We start from the raw sequence: 19289 nt of genomic DNA on the forward strand, positions 1-19289 counted from the left end.
AACCTCATCCTGAAAGAACTTTTATACCAACTCTGTTAAATGTTTTACAACAGTTTCTACATTTAGGAAATGGAGAACCATCACCAGTATGAACTGTTGCCATTTCAAGGTCATGAGCAGATGCTCCTGACTTATATGCTTTGTTAACAGCATCAATTTCTGCACAATTATTAACAGCCCATGGCTCAGAACTAACAGCAGGCATTTCTACTGCTAGTTTCGCCGATATATTCTCAGGCTTACTTCCACTAGCTCCATAAAACACTTCTCCTGTCCGCGTGTTCTTAACAGCAGTTGTTGCTGTAGGCCACCTTGTACCATTTTCCTTGGCTGTTGCGACTACTTCACTAGCTTTTTTTTGGGCTAGCTCTAGAGCATTAAAATTAGTTAACCCCAGAGGATCAACCCATATAATAGGACTTGGCGCGTACTGATATAGGTTAACCCCACCAGCAAGGCTAATCGGGTCTTGGGTCGTAAACCGCCCTACCTGCGGGTCATAGTACCTGAAGCGGTTGTAGTGCAGTCCGGTTTCCGCATCACAGTATTGTCCTTGGAAGCGCAGTGGCATCTCAACACTGGCGGCGTTGCCCTCGCTGTCATTGGCCTTTGCCAGTTCACCCCATGCACGATAGTGCCCTACCCAGTGTAGATTGCCGTTGCGGTCGGTGAGTTCCTGTGGCGTACCCAGATGATCGGTATGGATATAGTACAGCTGGGGTTCTAGTGTTGCTGACGCTGCCGACACACTGGATGAGTAGGTGGCTTGGCCGGTACCTGTCATACGCTGGGCATGCTGATTATAGGTGTCGACTAGCTGCGCCGCGGGGACGAAGCTTTCGGGTTCATACAGCCAGTGGGTACGCTTGAGTGCACGCGCTGTCAGTGTGTGCACGCGCTGGGCGACTGGCAGCGAGAATTTCTTGCTCGGGTCTTCGGGCTCGAGTTCTGGCTCTTGCGGGTAGGCGAACGTATCCCAGAAGTGGAACTCTCCTTCGAACACCTCTTCCGAGGTCAGTAGGTTGGCGTCCCAGCTGAACACGGTGAGCTTAGGTTTGGCCTTGCCGTCTTTGACCAGTTTCCATAGGCGACGCCCAAAGCCGTCGTAGCCGTATTTGGCGTGCATCTCGGGCGGGGTGGTATCACCAGCCGCAGGGGCGCGACGGTAGCGTTTGACCTCAATCAGGCGGTCATCGGCGTCATAGAGGTATTCGGTGGTATGGCCGCTCGGTTCCGTCTGGCGGCGGCGGTTGCCGCGCTCATCGTATTGGTAATGGGTGCCTGCGTAGCGTTCCAGCAGGTTGCCCATCACTTTGGGCAGCTGGCGGTAGTCGAATTTAACTTCTTCACGCGCGCCGTCCCAGCGAGTGTTGATCGGCTGGCTGTCGCGGTGCTGCTCGGTATTCTGCAGCAGTTCGGGGTCGATCAGGTTACCCGCCGGGTCAAACGCGAAGGTTTCGTTGCCCAGCGGCGTACTGGCCGCTTTGAGACGGCCAATCGGATCATACTGATAGCGCGTCTCACCTTTGAGCGAGTCGTCGATACCGTACAGTTCGGAGGTCTGGGTGTAGTGATACAGGCGCTGCTGCTTGGCTTCGTCGCCCAATAAACGCTGCTGACGGGTCAGGCGGCCCATCACATCGTACTGGCGCGTCTGCTGTTGGACGCCATAGTGGCGCGCCGTTTCACGGTGCAGCGCATCGCGCTCGAAATCAAACAACGGTTGGCGGTCAAGCGACATCGCATGCACATGGCCGGAACCATAACGCAGCCACGCCACTTCTTGGCCGTTAGGCAGCGTGGTCGTCTGGCGGTTGCCCAGCACATCGTAGGTATGGCGATAGACACTGCGATAACAATAACCGTCCGGCAGGTCCGCGGTCTGCTCTTCAGCGATCAGATTGTCCAGCGCATCATAATGCAGACGTACTGCACTGTGGCTGTTCTGCACCGAGGTCAGGCGCCCCAGCCTATCGTGGGCATAACGCGTCTCAACGATACCGTGTCCCGTGCGCTCAATAAGCTTGCGCTTCAGCAGCCCCGTACTGTCACGTTCATACAGCGTGGCCTGATCGCCCTCGCGGTAGGTCAGCAACATCCCGCCTTCGTCGTACTGGTACTGACGCGTACGACCATCGAAGCCCACTTCCTGCTTAAGGCGACCCACACCGTCGTAATCGAACGACCACTGCTCGCCGTTCTGGTTGGTCAGGCGTGACAGGCGGCGCAGAGTGTCGTACTGATAGGCAAGGCGGAAACCGGCCGCATCGATGCGTTCGACCGGTAGCCCCTTACCGTCGTAGGCGTAGCGGGTTTCTTCGCCTTTCGGGTTAACGTAGCGGGTCAGGTTGCCCTCGCCGTCGTACTCGAACTGCTCAGTGGTGCCGTCGGGATAGCGCACGACGGTCGGCAGTCCCATCCGATCACGCTGGAAGTAGATCTTCTGTTTCAACGCATCGGTCTGCTCGATCAGCTGACCTCGATGATCGTAGCTATAGGTGGTCTTCTGCCCGGAACAGTCGGTAGAGGCAATCAACTGCCCTTGTTCATTCCACTGATAACCGTATTCGTTATGGGCGGGATCAATGACCTTGATCGGCAGCGATTGGTCGTTGTACTTAAACTGGGTCGTGCGACCGGCAAAGTCGGTATCCGCCGCAACACGTCCTTGCCCGTCATACATCGTTTTGCGCATACGACCAATGGGGTCAGTCATCGTGGTCTGACGCCCTTTTTCATCGTACTCATAAACTGTTGTGCGCGACATCGGATCGCTAAAACGGATCAAACGTCCCTTGGCATCGTATTCAAAGGCAAAGGTGCGCCCTTCGCCATCAATATGCGCCAGCAGATTACCGTGCTCATCCCAGCGCCAGTGTTCACTGCCCAGATGTGGCTGATACGGGGTGGTCCGTGACTCAATACGATTGAAGTAGTTATAGCGATAGTAGGTCTCTAGCCCGTGCGCATCGGTGACCTTGGTGTACCACATGCTGCGGTTGTATTCGAAGCGGGTATCTTCACTGCCATCGTCCAGCCAGTTATGGATACAGCGCGCTTCACGCGCATTGGCGGGTTCACCTTCTGCCTGACCGGGCCACTCCCACTCCAGATGGCATCCCAAACCGTTGCGGTTGGCATAGAACGTCAGCAGGTGCTGTTCATAGCGATAGGTGCGCGTTCGGTCCCGGGCATCAGTCTGTGCAACCAGATCACGCTGTTCGTCATACCCATAGTGCGACAGCACTTCAGGCGCGTGTTCAGCATCTGGAAAATGGCGCTCGATCCGCTCAACTAGCCCTTCTGCGTTATACGTTAGGCGCACGTCCATCGCAGCACCATCGGTAATGCGCATCATCAGCCGCTGAGCGGTGTCGTACTCGAAGTGCAGCGCATTGCCGTCTTGTTCCCGGGCCTCGACCAACCGGAACACATGGCGTCCCGCGCTGTTGAGGCTGCCCATTCGCACATAGCGCTGGCGATCGTTATAAAGCGTCTCCAACACGATTTCGTGCTCGGAAGGACGCGACAGCGTTATATGCTCAGTGGGTTCATAACGTGATTCGCCCACAGCAAGGGAGGCAAGCGGCACACAGCGGTTTTCATCATCTACAAAGAACAGCTGCTCGTCGCTCTGCTCAAAGCGTAGATGGTAGGGCGTACTCCAACGCGCCCCCAGCTCGCTATCGTCCAGCATGTCACAGCTAGAACGGTAGAAACGCGTCCACTCAAGATTAATAAGCCCGGGCACGACGAAATCGGTCTGCCACAGGTTTTCATCCCCCATTACAAGATGAATCGGGTTCTGTGTACGAGGTTTAGGCCGATGTGTTCCTTCTTCGTCATTACACGTTGAACACCCAGGCTTATCTTTCGCCGGCGTGGGGTGATTGTCGGCAGGTGCCTTGGTGCAGTCACCTTTCTGTTCGACCAGCGCGGCGGGGTGATGCGCCTTGCCATCGTTGGCCACGTGTGACTGCGCCTGCACGTTGTGTGTCTTGTGCCGACGTGCCAGTACGGCATCGGTAATGGCGATCACCAGCGGCATCAGTTTGAGGATGGCATCTCCCACCTTAACGGCGCCCTGCACGCTATAGTCACGCATGCCCTGCTCAAGGGACTGGCGCAGCGTCTGATCCAAACAATCCAGCAGCTTTTCCATGCCTTTGAAGGCAATTTTTTTGACATTGTCCGACGGCCAGACGGTCCAACCTTCTTCGATCAACTTGACCTGCTTGGCCCAGTTGAACGGGCTATGGATGAAATCCGCCAGCGAGTTACCCAGCTTCTTGATCAGATCAACCAGTAGGCTTTTGAGATCTTCAATCCACGACTGCAATTTCAATAAGAACTCTTCAATCTGGCCACTGAATACCTCGACCAGTTTGTCGATCAATAGCGCCAGTCCCATACCGCGCGCAAACTCCCACAGGCCGTGTCTAACAACCGCACGAATGGGTGCTGAAGCGTTGCCTGCCGCAGGGATTAGGCCGATACCATCAACGCCGAGCGTGACCCATAGCCAGATATTTTTGAAATTCGAATGTTGGTTATGCTCGTCGGTCTTGCAGATTTCATAGGTATCAAACGCCACATCTTTAAGCGCAATCACGTTACCCACGATGGGGACGCATGCGGCCCCTTCCATGATGTAATGCACCATGTTGCTGCCGTTATCGTTCGGCTTCGGCTCTTCCATCGTGACTTCTGGCATAGAAGGCTCAACGTTGGCCGGAGCATACATCACACGTCGCTGGTTGGCCTGCTCAATCAGCTTGGGATCAATGCCTTTGAGCGGATTTTCTTCTGCCGCACTGGCATCGTTCACTACCTGTTGGGGTGAGACTTGGCTCTGCTGATCGTTTTGTGGTGTGTCTGTCATGAGTGTTCGTTATCCCTGCATTCTTTATTTTGTGATGTCCGAGGAAGGATCGATGCCGGCTAGATTCAACGGTTTGCCTTTTCCTTGCCAACGCGGCCACACGTTGCCCTCCCCCGACACGGGCGTCGGTTCGCGGAAGAACTCCACGGCGGCCCCACCCGGGGGAACGCCCGTCAGCATTGCTTTCCCTGACGCATCCAGTGCCCCTTCGCGCACGCTGCCATCGCTTAATGTGGCGCGGTACTTCGCACCGGGGACGGCTTCGCCTTGGGCATAGGCATGCCACAGCTGTAGGTTGCCAGGTTCGCTGGTCGGCAGTTCCGGCAGGGTCGGGCTTTGCGAGGTCGAGCCGGAAAAAGCGTGCTGGGCCCCCTTCACGCTGATGGTGCCGGGCGCATGAATCTCAATGTTGCCGCCCTTGATACGGATATAGCCGCCGCCACAGCTCAGCAAGATCTCATCGGTCGCAGCCACCTCGACCTTGCCCTGCGTTGAGCTGACATGCACGTCCTTCTGGGCGGTCAGGGCCATCTCGTCCGATTGTGCCTGTATCTCGACCTTGCCCTTACCGGCGAACAGTTTGATCCCGGCGTTGTAGACAAATAGCGACAGTCGTTCAGTGATCGAAGCCAGCAGGCTCTTGCCGGTGGCGATCGTGGTGTCCTGCCCACTGGTCAGGGTGAGGTGTTCGCCCTGTGCCACGTGCGTTGACTGTGGGGTAGTCAAGCTGATGCCCGCGGGTGACGCGGCATGCAGCCACGGTTCGCTCATTTTGCGCGACTGACCGGTACCACCACTGGCACTTGCCTGCGCCGCTGCGGAGTCACCGTTGCCGTGAGAGGTACCTGCTAATGCGGTACTGGCCTGCTCTGCCGCTTTAGTGAGCGGTGCGGGACTGGTCAGGGCGTCAGCCTTGTGCTGCGTTGCCAGATCACTCAATTGGTCGTTGAGGCGCTGAGCGCTGGTCAGCTGCTGACGCGCAGGATCAACGTCCAGCTGGTCACCGCTGGCATGGGCTTGTCCCCAGCTCGACAGGTACAGCCCTTGGTTGGCCCGTACGGCACCGTAGGCGTCACTGCGCAGCTCGAAGCCAAGGCCGCGGAACGCCCCGCGATCATTGCCTTCCTGATGAATCAGGTAGCCCAGGTTCAGCTGTGAATGCTGCTGGTCAGTGCCCAAGCGAATGCGGCTTTGCCCAGTGGCGTCGTCAAACACCAGTTCGTTATAGCCACCGCCGCGGTAGTTCTGGGTGTGGAAGCCCGATAGCAGGCCGTTGCTGTGCCACAGTGGCTGGCGATCGCCGTTGTAGACGCGCCCAGTGATCAGCGGGCGATCGGGATCGCCTTCAAGGAAGCTGACGATCACTTCCTGTCCGACGCGCGGCACGAACACGGCCCCCCAGCCGCTATCCGCATTGCCCTGCGATACACGCAGCCAGCAGCTCGATGTCTCGCTGTACTGGCCTTTACGGTCCCAATGGAACTGCACCTTCACGCGATTGAGGCGGTCAGTATGAATCTGTTCGTTGGCAGGTCCGACCACCATGGCGGTCTGTGGGCCGCCCAGTGCGGGCTTAGTATGGGTCATCGGCGCACGATACGGCACCGTGCGGTACTGCGCTTCCAGCTGAACATGGAAGAACGCCGTACCGGCGGTATCTTGCTCAGCGGCGCCTTCAATCGCGTGCCCCGTGGCCTGACGCAAAGCGTCTACCTGCGCCTCAAGACTGCCCGGCATCTGGCGACGCACGGCGGCCATCGGCAGGTTGTTCTCTGCCGCCCAGCGCAGTTCCAGCAACAGGAAGGTGCGCTTCTCCATCCCGCCGCTGTCATGGTTGGGATGCTGGCTTAGTACAACGCTGTGGCCCACGCTCAATTGGCGCGTGCCGCCCGCCCCCGTGAAACGCTCGGCCTGCGACTCATGCCCTTCCATTCGGGTGTCGCCCAGCTGATGGCCACGGTCGTAGCGTGGGAAGTTGTATTCACCGGGGTAATCGTACTGCTCGAGTACTGGCAACCCGTTCTGCTCGTCGACGGTATCGAGCTGAACACGCGTCGGTGCGCCCGGTGCCTTGTAGTCGAACGAGCCTAAGCTGACGCGGGTCGGCTGCACGCGACGCTCGTGCCCCCAGTCGGTCAGGCTGTCGAACTGCTCGGTCGCGGACTGGCGATGAAAACGGATCGTCTCGGGGCTGACGTTGGGGCAGGTGTCGTTGTCGTCGGTGAAGACGATGACGTGCTTATCCTGTTCCTGCGCGACGTACCACCAGATTCCCTCTTCTTCCAGCAAACGGCTGATGAAGTGGTAGCTGCTCTCGCGGTACTGCACACAGTAGGAGCGTTTGGGGTAGCGGTCTTGGTGGCGCAGATCGAAGCGGAAACCGCCCTCGCTGAACGAATGGCTTTCCAGTACCTGGGTAACGATCTCAACGACTGTCAGGTCTTGGAAGATACGGCTGTCGGTGATGTGCTCCAGCAGCGTCATCCACGGCGCGAGCACCAGCTGATAGTCGCTGACACCGCCATCGCTACCCAACAGGGCGGCATCGCTGACGATGGCATGCAGATCACGGTAGGTGCCGTTGGCCTGCAAAATCGACAACGTGACCGGCTGCGCCAACAGCTGGCGCAGGTCAAGGTCATGCTGCTGCGAGATACAGTCGACGGTAAAGGTAAACGGTGTGCTGAGCTGCTCGTGCGCGACGACGCGCTGCACCAGCAGTGCATGGCTGCCCAGCGGCGTTGAGAGCGTTAGCAAACGCCCGGCATCGCTCAGGGTGATGTCGAACAGCTGCTGCAAGGATGATAGAGACGCCATCATTCCCCCTTTAATAATTGTGCCTAAGGTGATGGAGGCTGGTATCCACTGCACCTCTATCCCATTTTTTTATGATCGTTACCAGTAAGTTAACCGATTATTGGCTTCATTTCACCTATCTGGCGAGCGCGTTAACACCCTTTTTCCGAACGACTGATTTATCTGCACATTGCGCTATGGCATGGGGTTGAACGCGAGGTTCATCGCCATAACAAGGTGTTTCATGACGGTACGCGTCACTTATGATTATCGTGCGTTGCACACTTGTCTTTAACGCAAACATCGTAATCATAACAGACAGCCATTATACCAAAAAGATAGGGAATACAGCACGCTACAGTCGTGTTCCACAGTGCGTGAATGAGGCATCAAACGGCCAGAGCGGTATTGCCTATCAGGCCATTGCGTTCAGGAGAGAAAACCACTGGTGAGCGCTATCGCGCTCGATGGGGGAATTATCAGAAGGCGAGAAGCATCCCTTCCGCTCATAACCATCGGCCTTGCAGGCCCAAGCGGAAGGGGAAAAGGGTTACAGCTGTGCTTCGATCCAGCGCCATACACCTTTTAGGCCATCGTCGATGACGACGGTAGCAGCAGAAAAGTCACCGCTGCGGGAATGCTCGTTGGGCACGGCGGCCACGGGAATGTCGGCACTATGGGCGGCCTGTACGCCGTGCGAGGTGTCTTCCACAGCCAAGGATTCGGCGGCCGTCACGCCCAGTCGTTCCATGCCCAGCTGATAGCTGTCAGGGAACGGCTTGCTGCGTTCTACGTCATCACGAGTGACAACGGCATCGAAGAACGGGGCCAGTTCATGGTGCTTGAATGTTGGCGCCAGTTCGCTGCGAGAAGAAGCCGTCACCAGTGCCAGCTTCAAACCGCGTTCGCGGCACAGGGTCAGAATCTCCTTGGCGAACGGCATCATATCGACCGGGTGCTCGGTAAAGTAGCGTCCGGTTTCGATGTTTTTGCGGCGGACGATCTCTTCAAGCGGTACGGTCAGTGACAGATGCTCTTTTACGTGCCGCGCAGCTTCGGGCACGGGCAGGCCCGCCAGACCATGGGTATAGGTGTATTCATCCAGCGGAGCTTCACCGCACTCGGCAAGAACGATATTCCAGACTTCGAAGTGGTTCTGTTCGGAGTTGGCCAGCGTACCGTCAAAATCAAAAAGAATAGCCTTGATACTGCTCATGCAGTCGTCTCCTGTTGCATCATCGTTCGAATTAAACACTGGCGGTGATCCTCTACCGACTACGCGAACGCAGCGCTGGTGGCAGCGATCCACCCCAGCCTATCACCATGCCGCCTGCGTATCGCGTGTCTTATTCACGCTATCGCCCGCAGACCTCGGATGCTGCAACACTACGGGGCACCCACAAGGATCACAGCTCGCGGCACTGCCAATGAATAGCCGTGTAAAAGGAGGGACTTAGTATACCGGCGCGCTCTGCGAGGGGAGATAAGACCTTCTGGCATGATAGGGATAGGGAACCACCACAGCGGATGGCACTCTCACTGTTCGACACCCAATGAACAGTGTGCAAGTGACGCCTTGCCCCTTGAATACATGCTTCGCCACCTACACTGTTTCATAAGAAGAGCTCCAAGCAACGGGCCTTTTCCTGTCGAGCACTAGTTTTGGAAGGCCAAAGCTTGCCAGGCAGGCCGCGTCTGCTGTCGTAAAGGAAAGGTCGCGCGGCAACGCGCTGTTCACGGCCGAACGCCACTAACGCACCATGCGGGAGAACACGATGACCATGGAAACCATTACGCTTCCCAAAAGTGATATCACGGCAACGCGCATCGCGCTGGGTACTTGGGCCATTGGCGGCTCATCCTGGGGCGGCACGGATGACAAGCAGTCGATTGCGACCGTACAGAGCGCCATCGACCGCGGCATTACCTGCATTGATACCGCCCCAGTCTATGGCTGTGGCCACTCCGAAGAGCTGGTCGGCAAAGCATTGAAGGAAGGCGGTCGCCGCGACAAGACGATCATCGCCACCAAGTGCGGCCTAAACTGGAAACCAGACGGGACGGTGTTCCGTGACGCGTCTCCGGCACGTCTGGCACAGGAGATCGACGACAGTCTGCGCCGCCTGCAAACCGATCATATCGACATCTACCAGCTGCACTGGCCGGACAGTACCGTACCGGTTGAGGAGACTGCCGAAGCGTTGCGCAAAATTCGCGACAGCGGCAAGGTGCGTGCCATCGGGGTCAGCAACTTCAACCCGGAACAGATCAAGGCTTTCGAGAAGGTGTGTCCGATTACGACCCATCAGCCGCCCTACAACCTGTTCGAGCGTGACATTGAGAAGGACTTGCTGCCCACGCTGATCGAACAGAACATCGGCACGCTGACCTACGGTGCACTGTGCCGTGGTCTGCTGTCCGGTAAGATCGACCGCAACCGCACCTTCAGCGGCGACGACCTACGCAACAGCGATCCTAAGTTCCAGCCGCCGCGCTTCGAGCAATACCTGAACGCCGTGAAAGAGCTGGATGCCTTTGCGCTCGTCAACTACGACCGTACTGTCCTGCATCTGGCACTGCGCTGGCTGCTCGATCAGAAAGGTGTCTCTATTGCCCTGTGGGGGGCACGCCGCCCCGACCAGCTCGACCCGGTCAACGAGGTCATGGGCTGGTCGCTGGATGAGGACGCCAAAGCCGAGATAGACCGCATTCTTGATCGCAACATTAAGGACCCCGTCGGCCCCGAGTTCATGGCGCCACCGCTGCGCACAGAGATCTGAGTCAGCACAACATCGCTGATGAGGTCATCAAGCCCCCTGCTCTGGCTGGGGGCTTTGTCGTTCCATCACCGGATGCAACAGCACCCTTCAGGCAAAGCCGTCTTACGGCCGATACATTTACTGACATTCAATGCCTTGCCACGCACTTGTCTTCTGGCGTTTCATGCCTGAGGGATACCCCCCGGTCGCCGCCTATTGACATACGTGGTATGGTTATTAGAAGCGACTTTTAAAGAAGCAAGAGTTATATATTCGACGAAAATGTTCCGATATACACTTGCTTGCGTCTCATTCACCTCCTTGTTGTCGATCAAAGCCGAGCCCTATCAATGGAAACAGTTTTCCTCGTTCTGACCCTCATTTCTGTCGCGTCAGCTACTGGTATTGCCGCACGTTTCCTTCCTTCCCTCCCCATTCCTCTTGTTCAGATCGCCTTCGGGGCCCTGCTGGCACTACCGGCCATCATTGCGCCTGAGTGGGGGTTAGGACTGCACGTCGATCTTGAGCCGGATATCTTCATCCTGCTCTTCATCGCGCCGTTGCTGTTTGCTGATGCTCGTCGCTTTCCACAGCGCGAGCTGATGGCGCTGCGCGGGCCGATCCTTGCACTGGCGCTCGGCCTTGTGCTGGTCACGGTGGTGACCATCGGCTATCTGATCCACTGGATCATTCCGGGCATTCCTCTGCCAATCGCTATGGCGCTGGCGGCAGTGCTTTCGCCGACCGATGCCGTCGCCGTATCGGCTATTTCCGGGCGTCTTCCCGTACCGCCGCGCCTGATGCGCGTGCTGGAAGGCGAATCGCTGATGAACGATGCTTCCGGTCTGGTGGCGTTCAAGTTCGCGATGCTGGCGGCCACGACGGGGGCCTTCTCATTCAGTCAAGCCACGCTGAGCTTCATCGTGATCGCCATCGGTGGGCTGCTGCTCGGCGGTGCGCTGGCGTTCGCATTCAGCTTCATCCGTACCCGTCTGATCGACCGCCGCAGCGGTGAGGAATCGGCCACCCAAATCGTGCTGCTGCAACTGCTGCTGCCGTTCGCGACCTTTCTGCTGGCGGAGCACATGCACCTGTCCGGTATCTTGGCTGCCGTCGCGTCGGGGCTGGTCATCAACCGCACCGACCTGAAGCGTGAAAGCCAGGTGCGCGTACGTCTTAAGACACGCAGCATGTGGGAAATCATTGAGTACGTGCTCAACTCGCTGGTGTTCCTGCTGCTGGGCTTCCAGCTACCGCACATCTTCACCAAAGCGATGGAAACCACTGTTGATGACAGCAACCCCTTCAGCATTCTGCTGGTGATCAGCTATGTACTAATCATTACTGCGGCACTGCTGGGGCTGCGCTTCCTGTGGATCATCATGGCCGCCAAGAGCAGCGGGCTGGTGGCCCATCTGCGCGGCAACATGGTGCAGAAGATTTCATTGCGCCTGATCGGTGTATCGACCATCGCGGGTATCCGCGGGACCATCACGCTGGCGGCAGCCCTGTCGTTCCCGATCTGGATGACCAAGACCCAGCAGCTCCCCTATCGTGATCTGCTGATCTTCATCGCCACGGGCGTCATCCTGTGCACGCTACTGATCGCCAGTATCGGCATGCCGGTGCTGCTGCGCGATCTGGAGATTCCTTCCGATGAACGCATGCGTCAGGAAGAGCGTCAGGCACGTCAGATGGCCGCCAAAGCCGCCATCCAGTGTATCGAGCAGGTACGCCAACAGCGCATGGACGAGCTGAACAGGATCGCGGGCGACAGCAACGATCCGCACGTCAACGACCGCCTGCTGGCATTCACCGATGTCAGTACGCAGCTGTTGAGCGACTATCAGGAACGCATCGCCGTAGAGGATGACCGCGCCAGCACCTCCCGCCATGAGCTGATGCAGGATATTGAGCGCAAGCTGCGCATTGAGGCATTGCATGCTGAACGCCGCGAGATCTACCGCCTGCGCAGTCGCCACCGCATCAACGACGAACTGCTGCACCGCCTCGTCAGTGAGATCGACCTGGCCGAGACGGCCCTGATGACCGGCATTCCGCTGCCCTCATCGCATGCCTGATCGCAGCATTCGCATCGTTTGAGCACCGTAGGTATGCGGTCAGAATGAAAAACAAAAAAGAGGGGAAGCCATCAGGCCTCCCCTCTTTTTTCTTCCCGCGCCGGTATTCACGCCCAACGGTCATCGGTAGGGCGTGAGCTCGCGCACTTCATTCAGGTTCGCGACGGCGTTCCCGGTCATTATCATCATCGTCCGCCACCTGCGCATCTGCATGGGCATCCACCTCAGGTTTCTCCGCGACCTCCTCTGAACGGCCGTTGACCAGTCGCACATTGGCGGCCGGTGCATTGCCGTTGCGGTCTTCACCGAAGTAAAGCGTCTGATGCGGATACGGCATTTCGATGCCCGCTTCATCAAACTGGTTCTTAACCAGCTTGTTGAACAGGCGCCCTACCGCCCACTGCTTGCCGGGCAGCGTTGTGATCATGATACGAATAATGACCGCGCTGTCGGCCAGTTCGATAACGCCGGGCACTTCCATATTGCCGATGATGAACGAGGACACCGAATCGTCTTCATTCAGCTTCTCGAACGCTTTCTGCAACTCGGCAATGGCATTGTCGATATCTTCGCGATAGGCGATGCCATACTCCCCGACGTGACGGGCGAAGCCGCGCATGTAGTTGGTGACCTTGTCCACCGACGAGAACGGAATGACATGGTAGGCACCGTTAGTGGCGCGGATGGCCACCGAGCGGATCGTCACGCGTTCAACCGTACCGTTGATGCCCGCTACATCGACCACATCACCCGTATTCAACGCATTCTCCAGCTGGATGAAGATACCGGTAATGATGTCCTTGACCAGCGTTTGCGCCCCGAAACTGACCGCTAGCCCTAGTACCCCAACACTGGTCAGGATCGGGGTGATATTGATGCCCAGCTGGGACAGTACCACCAGCAGCGTCAGCGACACGATGACGATCATGATGGCGTTGCGGAACAGCGAAAGCAGGGTCTTTTCACGCGCGCTGGCCTGATGGCCGTTGCTGTCGCTCAGGCGATGCTCAATCACGCTGGCGATCAGCGTCCACGCCATCATGGCAATGAACAGCACCAGGCTCACGTCGATCAGCGTACTGACCATACGAGCACCTTCCGACGAGGTCAGCCACGCCGATAGGTTGAAGGCATGCCAAGCGTCGAGCACCATCAGCACCACCAAGATGCTAAGCAGTGTACGAATCACATGAAGTGCCTTGGGCACATAGGCGTTCAGTCGCGTTTCCAGCAGCGGCAAGGCGCGGCGCGCCCCTTCTGGCAACCGAACCCGTCGCGACATCAGCGCGGTTAGCACCGCAGAGATCAGCAGACCACCACCAACAGCAATCAGCGTCTGCAGTGTAGCGGTAGCCATGAACGGCAACGCATGCGTCGGCTCAACCTGACTGACCACCAGCAGCACGGTGAAGTATAGGATGGCGAAGATATGCCACGTCCGCGCCAGCGCGCGCATCAGCGTGCTGAAAAAGTTGATGCTGATATCGTCAGCCATAGCGTTGAATTGGTCGCGCAGCACCGTGCGATTGCGCACGATGACGTGCACCGCATAGATATAGACACCGATCATAATGACCAGGCTGGCCAGAATACCCATCGCCGACCCGGTCAGGTTCGAGATAATCGGGATGGCCACCAGCAACCCATAGCCGCTCAAGCCAACCAGACGCGCCAGCCAGCGGTTCCAGTAGCGCGCCGTCTCGGTCGTCATCATCGGGAACAGGCGCAGATGGTCGTAGCGGGTGGCGAAGATCAGGCGCAGTACGGCCTTAATCAGCTCGATCATCCCGAATGCGCTCAGGTACTCAGGCACGAACATGCCGTGCTCGCCGGGCAGCCCGATACCGAACAGCCCCGTGCCGGAGCCGACCCCGACCGCGATACCCACCAGCAGTATATCGACGAGGAACGAACCACCGACTGCCAGAATGCGCTTACCGATCACGGAAGCGCTGGGGGCACCGGGATCGACCTCTTCACCCTCCGGTGCGGTAGCGGCTTGCTGTTCACGCTGGCGTCGGTCTTCGATCATCTGGCGATTGACCCAGTCGTTGACCCGTCGATAGAACGGGGACGCCAATAGGCGCAGCACCCAGAACACCACCTGCGTCACGATCATCACCAGAATGACGCCGGACATCAGGCCGCGCCAATCGCTGAAGGTCATGCTGGCCGCACCGCGGCCGTGCAGCAGGTCGTTGATGGCTTGGCCTGCCTGAACCAACTGATCGCCGATCTGTGAAGCGAGCCGCTCGGTCGTGGTCGCAATCTGGTTCGGCAGTGATCCCTTATCGTTTTCCGGGTGCGCCGCCGCGCTCAGCCCAACGTCGGCAGGCGATTTGCCATCGGCCATCGCTCGTAGCTGCTCGACCATCCGCTTGCGCGTGGCATCGTTGGAGAGCATGTCGGCCATGGCCTTGTATGACTCACGCTCTTCAGCCGTCAGGGACGTCGTTGCCGCCGCCGCATGGGGAGCCGACGCGGTGGCCGCTACAGCCCTCGGCACGACCGCGCACAGCATCGTCCACAGCCCGACAAGCAGCAGTCCTATCATCACGTAGCGACGTGCACCGTGCGGTCGCATCAGTGAAGTCACGCTCGTCAGCGCATTCCTTTGCCAATGTGCCTTCAAGATCAGCACCTCTTCTCTATCCAATGATCATGACGTACGGGCATGCCCGCAAAAGGGGCCTATCCTGCCGACTGCAGCGCTGGTGCACAAGCATTCAACGTGCGGGGGTGTCCAGTGCGCGCTCGATGTCACGCCGCATGCGCTCGGGACGCAGCGTCGGTGAATAGCGATGCAGCACCTGCCCATCGCGGGAAATCAGGAACTTGGTGAAATTCCATTTAATCGCACGAGTGCCCAGCACGCCGCGGGCTTCACGCTCAAGATAGGCAAAAAGCGGATGGGCATTACGTCCATTGACGAATACTTTTTCCATCAACGGGAATTGGATGCTGTAGCTCGCGCAGGCCCTGGCGATATCGCGCCCTTCCTCAGGCGTCTGATGGGCGAACTGATCACAGGGGAACGCCAGCAGCGTCAGCCCTTGATCGTGATAGCGTTCGTACAGGGCCTCCAGCGCGGCCAGCTGAGGGGTAAAACGACAATGGGTAGCGATGTTGACGATCAACAACACCTGCCCCTTGAGCGCATGCAAGTTGAAGGGCGTCCCTTCCAGCGTATGGCATGGAAGCGAATACAGTGACATGAACATTTCCTCGCACTCTGACGGCAACGGCCCTTGCCTGATAGCCCTTCCCTCGGCGCGGCACGGGCGTCTGGCTGAGCAAGAGGAAAGAGCATAGAGCCTTCATTCTAGCGGGTGATGGCGCAGCCCGCGAAGCGGAACGGGCCGTTTGCCGAACGGGTGTTTGTCATGTCGTCCGTGACAGTGGAATCGTGCTCAGGCGGCCGTCAGCCAGCCCTGTGAGACCAGCATCGACAACGCCACGCGGGTATCCGGAGTGACATTATCGAGCGCCAGCGCCTGCTGCGGGGTCAGCCACTGCACATCGACCACTTCGCTGGCTTGCAACGCCAGTGGGCCATTGTGCTCGGTCAGATACACCCCGCCGAAGCAGTGCAGGCGCGCATCGGTATAGCGGAAATCGAAACAGTGCGTCAGCTTGCGGCGCCGGATACCCAGCTCTTCGAACAGCTCGCGGCGCGCTCCCGCGTGCAGGCTTTCACCCGCATCCACGACGCCACCCGCCGCTAGGTCATAGGCGCCCGGAAAGATGTCCTTGGTCATGGTGCGCCGCTGCACACACAGTTGCCCTTGGGCGTTATGCACGAAGATATAGCTGGCCTGATGCCAGAGCTTGAAGCGGCGCACGAACGCCCGCGTTGCTGACCCACAGGGTCGATTGCGTGCATCGACTACCTGAACCCATTCCTGCGCTGGTGACATACGTCGCCTTCTCCTGTACTCGGCGTAAGCGCCCGCTTTCGCTGGCCCGATATTCCAGTCAGACACTGTCAGGCACGATATGATTCCGCGCCGGCCCCGGCCTTTGCGGTCAGCGTATCCTATGAACCGCTATCATGCAGTGGCATCCCTGTAGCGAATTGAAAATAACCTTCCACAATTGCACGCTGCTCATGCCTTGCCACTGTGCCCTTCATTGACCCTCCGGCACGGCGCTGGCCGCACGCTCCCCTGGCACCTGTTGATATGCGATGCGCGGTCAGCATGACGAAATGCTTGATCTTTGGGTTGCTCTGGTCGTATATGACTCACGGTGCGGCACCGCCTCAGCGGTAACCCGATAGCGTCCGGTGTTTATGCGTCGAATGCGTCATGGGTCATCTTTCAGATCTAGCGCCGCCTCCTACTCCTTACTTGAGGGCAGCCCATGTGGCCCTCGCGTTCTATGATGTCTGCGATCCCGTCGCACCCCAGCCCAATTAGAGGTGGTCATGCCCCGTCACTTGCTGGCAATCACGATTGCGCCCATTCTCGGCCTTTTCATCATCAGTACCGGTAACGGGCTGATTTCGTCGCTGACACCGCTGCGCCTAGATGCCATGGGTGAATCGGCAATGGTGATCGGGCTTATCAGTGCTGCCTACTTCGTCGGACTGACAATCGGGGCGTTCTGCAATGACCGTCTGATCATCCGCACGGGCCATATCCGCGCTTACAGCAGTTTCGCCTCGCTGACCGCCGTCACCATCCTGCTGCAAGGCATGCTGGTCAATCCGTGGGCATGGTTCGTGCTGCGCCTGATCAATGGCTGGGCGACGATGGGCGTGTTTTTGGTAGTGGAAAGCTGGCTGTTGCTGGCCGCCGATCAAAACAATCGCGGCCGCTTGCTAGCGGTCTACATGATTGCGCTCTACGGTTCTTGCCTGATCAGCCAGGTGGGGTTAGGCAACATCGACGGTATGGGCGTCGACTCGCCGTTCATGCTGGCGGGCACGCTGTCCGCGCTGTCGGTCGTTCCGATGGTGGTCATTCCCCGTATCGCCCCAGAGATGGAGCGCGTCGAACCGGTCATGCCGCAGCAATTGCTGAAGCTGACGCCGACAGGGGTGATGGGCTGTTTCGGGTCGGGGATCGCGCTGGCGGCCATCTATTCACTGCTACCGCTCTACCTTCAACGCGTAGGGATGGACGTCCGTCAGGTGGGCCATATGATGGCCTACGTGATTTTCGGGGCCATGCTGCTGCAGTATCCGGTGGGCCGCTGGTCCGACCGACAGGATCGTCAACGGGTGCTGATCGTGCTGAGTGCGCTCTGCGTACTGATTTCAGCCGCCATCATCGTACTGCCAAACTCACCGTTTATCGGTCTGCTGATGTTCCTGCTGGGCGGGGGAATATTTTCGCTCTATCCGGTATCGGTCAGTCACGCGGCCGACCGTACTTCAGCGGATGCTCTGGTACGTATGATTCAAGGGATGCTGCTGATCAACTCCTTCGGTTCAGCCATCAGTCCGCTGATCATTTCGCCGGTTATGTCCGGCGTCGGGGCTAGCGGCCTGTTCTGGTCACTGGCCGTGCTGCACCTGTTCCTGCTGGTGTTCTTCATCTGGCGCCGTATGGTTCGTCCGGCACCGGTACCGGTCGCACCGTTCGAACCGTCAACGCAGATGACACCGATTGGGGCCGAGCTGCGCGTTACGGATGATCTGGTGGCTGGCGCGCTCGATCAGGACATGGCCGCTACGCCGGAAATGGCCGCCGAACGCAACCCATTGTCCGATGACGACGCACCCGCACAGCCCTGATTCGTTCCATAACACAACGCCCCCGCACGGTGATCCGTGCGGGGGCGTTGTCGCATTCATCCTTGATGAATCTCTTGGCGGCCTCAGCGGCTAGAGTTCACCCACGCTGTCCTGTACTACGGTTACCACGTCCACATCAGCGGAAATCTCGTCGAGCAGAGGATGCAAGGCATTGACCGGCTTCGCTAGCGCCGTCAGTGTCACCATCAGCAGTGCCGAGGTCGCCAGTGCCCAGCGACGACGCACACGCTGGCGCCAGGCCATATGCCGGCGCTGACCCACGCGGTGCCACCAGCCTTCGATATGAAAGCCGCAGATTGGGCAACCACTCGTGGCATGTTCAATGCGTTTCTTACAGTCTGGGCAAGTGATCTTGGACATGTCGTCAGCAGCGGTATGAAAATGGATGAACGTCAGAGGGGGCGGAGTATACGCCTGCTTCCCCTACCCCCTGCAACCCCCTTGGGGAGTGAATATCCGCTTCATTTTTACTTTCTTTTAGGAAGTCGCCCTAAAACCGTGGATTGCAGCGTATCTGATTCCACCTTTTCCTCTGCCCGTACGGCGCGCATCGACAACCCTCATCGACTTGCCTAGTCTGAAAGACAGCACTATCCCCTCGTACAGCATTCGGATAAATATCCGGGAGGCCGCATATGGCACGCAACGATACGATCGACCAGCGCTATACCGCGACGACAGGCGAAATCGACCAGTTGGATGATGAAGCCGCTGTCGAAGAACTGCTGACGGGCGAAAGTTCAACGGTATCGGCCGAGGACCTGCCGCAAGAGTTCGATGATCTGGCAGACGCCGCAGAACACGGTGGTCAGGACCGGGACGACGAACGGCTGGCGCGCAAGGCGCACGAGCTGGAAGCACGCGATCTGACCGATGTCGATGAAGAAGGACTGGAAGGCCACCTGAAGACACTTCATTTCGAAGAAGCAGAAGGCGAAGACGGCGTTGACCCACAGGCAACGCGTCCCGACGCACCTCATCGAAAAGGCTGAAGGTTGACCACTGGCACA

General features: G+C 58.2%; 11 protein-coding genes. 4 read left to right on the forward strand and 7 right to left on the reverse strand.

Features of this window, described 5'->3' with window-relative positions; genetic code table 11:
* Nucleotides 1–4 precede the first annotated feature (4 nt).
* From ACMHYW_RS11545 to ACMHYW_RS11555, 3 genes are all read right to left on the reverse strand, one after another.
* Nucleotides 5–4882: an RHS repeat-associated core domain-containing protein gene (locus tag ACMHYW_RS11545; RefSeq protein WP_414500039.1), complete on the reverse strand. Its 4878-nt coding sequence runs from the start codon at nucleotides 4880–4882 to the stop codon at nucleotides 5–7.
* Between the two features lie 24 nt (nucleotides 4883–4906).
* A complete protein-coding gene (locus ACMHYW_RS11550) occupies nucleotides 4907–7699 on the reverse strand; it encodes a type VI secretion system Vgr family protein (RefSeq protein WP_414500040.1) in 2793 nt (930 codons plus the stop codon).
* A 529-nt stretch (nucleotides 7700–8228) separates the two neighbouring features.
* A complete protein-coding gene (locus ACMHYW_RS11555; protein ID WP_414500041.1) occupies nucleotides 8229–8894 on the reverse strand; it encodes an HAD family hydrolase in 666 nt (221 codons plus the stop codon).
* 559 nt (nucleotides 8895–9453) lie between these two features.
* Between ACMHYW_RS11555 and ACMHYW_RS11560 the strand changes: the two genes are divergently transcribed.
* Together ACMHYW_RS11560 and ACMHYW_RS11565 are read left to right on the forward strand one after the other, a co-directional pair.
* Complete coding sequence (locus ACMHYW_RS11560; RefSeq protein WP_414500042.1) at nucleotides 9454–10458, forward strand: aldo/keto reductase; 1005 nt, start codon at nucleotides 9454–9456, stop codon at nucleotides 10456–10458.
* Between the two features lie 329 nt (nucleotides 10459–10787).
* Entirely contained in the window at nucleotides 10788–12518 is a 1731-nt protein-coding gene (locus tag ACMHYW_RS11565; RefSeq protein WP_414500043.1) for a Na+/H+ antiporter, read from the forward strand.
* A 148-nt stretch (nucleotides 12519–12666) separates the two neighbouring features.
* Here the strand turns inward: ACMHYW_RS11565 and ACMHYW_RS11570 are convergent, their stop codons facing one another.
* From ACMHYW_RS11570 to ACMHYW_RS11580, 3 genes are all read right to left on the reverse strand, one after another.
* Complete coding sequence (locus tag ACMHYW_RS11570; RefSeq protein ID WP_414500044.1) at nucleotides 12667–15114, reverse strand: mechanosensitive ion channel domain-containing protein; 2448 nt, start codon at nucleotides 15112–15114, stop codon at nucleotides 12667–12669.
* Nucleotides 15115–15244: 130 nt separating this feature from the next.
* Entirely contained in the window at nucleotides 15245–15733 is a 489-nt protein-coding gene (locus ACMHYW_RS11575) for a glutathione peroxidase (RefSeq protein WP_414500045.1), read from the reverse strand.
* Nucleotides 15734–15928: 195 nt separating this feature from the next.
* Nucleotides 15929–16435, reverse strand: a complete 507-nt coding sequence (locus ACMHYW_RS11580; protein ID WP_414500046.1) for an NUDIX hydrolase — start codon at nucleotides 16433–16435, stop codon at nucleotides 15929–15931.
* A 509-nt stretch (nucleotides 16436–16944) separates the two neighbouring features.
* On the opposite strand from ACMHYW_RS11580, the gene ACMHYW_RS11585 reads away from it, so the two are divergent.
* Nucleotides 16945–18258 (forward strand): MFS transporter, encoded by a 1314-nt coding sequence (locus ACMHYW_RS11585; protein WP_414500047.1) that lies wholly within the window; start codon nucleotides 16945–16947, stop codon nucleotides 18256–18258.
* 90 nt (nucleotides 18259–18348) lie between these two features.
* Here ACMHYW_RS11585 and ACMHYW_RS11590 read toward each other — a convergent pair whose 3' ends face one another.
* Complete coding sequence (locus ACMHYW_RS11590) at nucleotides 18349–18639, reverse strand: hypothetical protein (protein WP_414500048.1); 291 nt, start codon at nucleotides 18637–18639, stop codon at nucleotides 18349–18351.
* A gap of 275 nt (nucleotides 18640–18914) precedes the next feature.
* On the opposite strand from ACMHYW_RS11590, the gene ACMHYW_RS11595 reads away from it, so the two are divergent.
* Nucleotides 18915–19271, forward strand: a complete 357-nt coding sequence (locus ACMHYW_RS11595; protein ID WP_414500049.1) for a hypothetical protein — start codon at nucleotides 18915–18917, stop codon at nucleotides 19269–19271.
* The last annotated feature ends 18 nt before the right edge of the window (nucleotides 19272–19289 follow it).

It is taken from the genome of Zymobacter sp. IVIA_12111.31 C1 (genome assembly GCF_047495495.1).
In the GTDB taxonomy this organism is placed as follows: Bacteria; Pseudomonadota; Gammaproteobacteria; order Pseudomonadales; family Halomonadaceae; genus Zymobacter.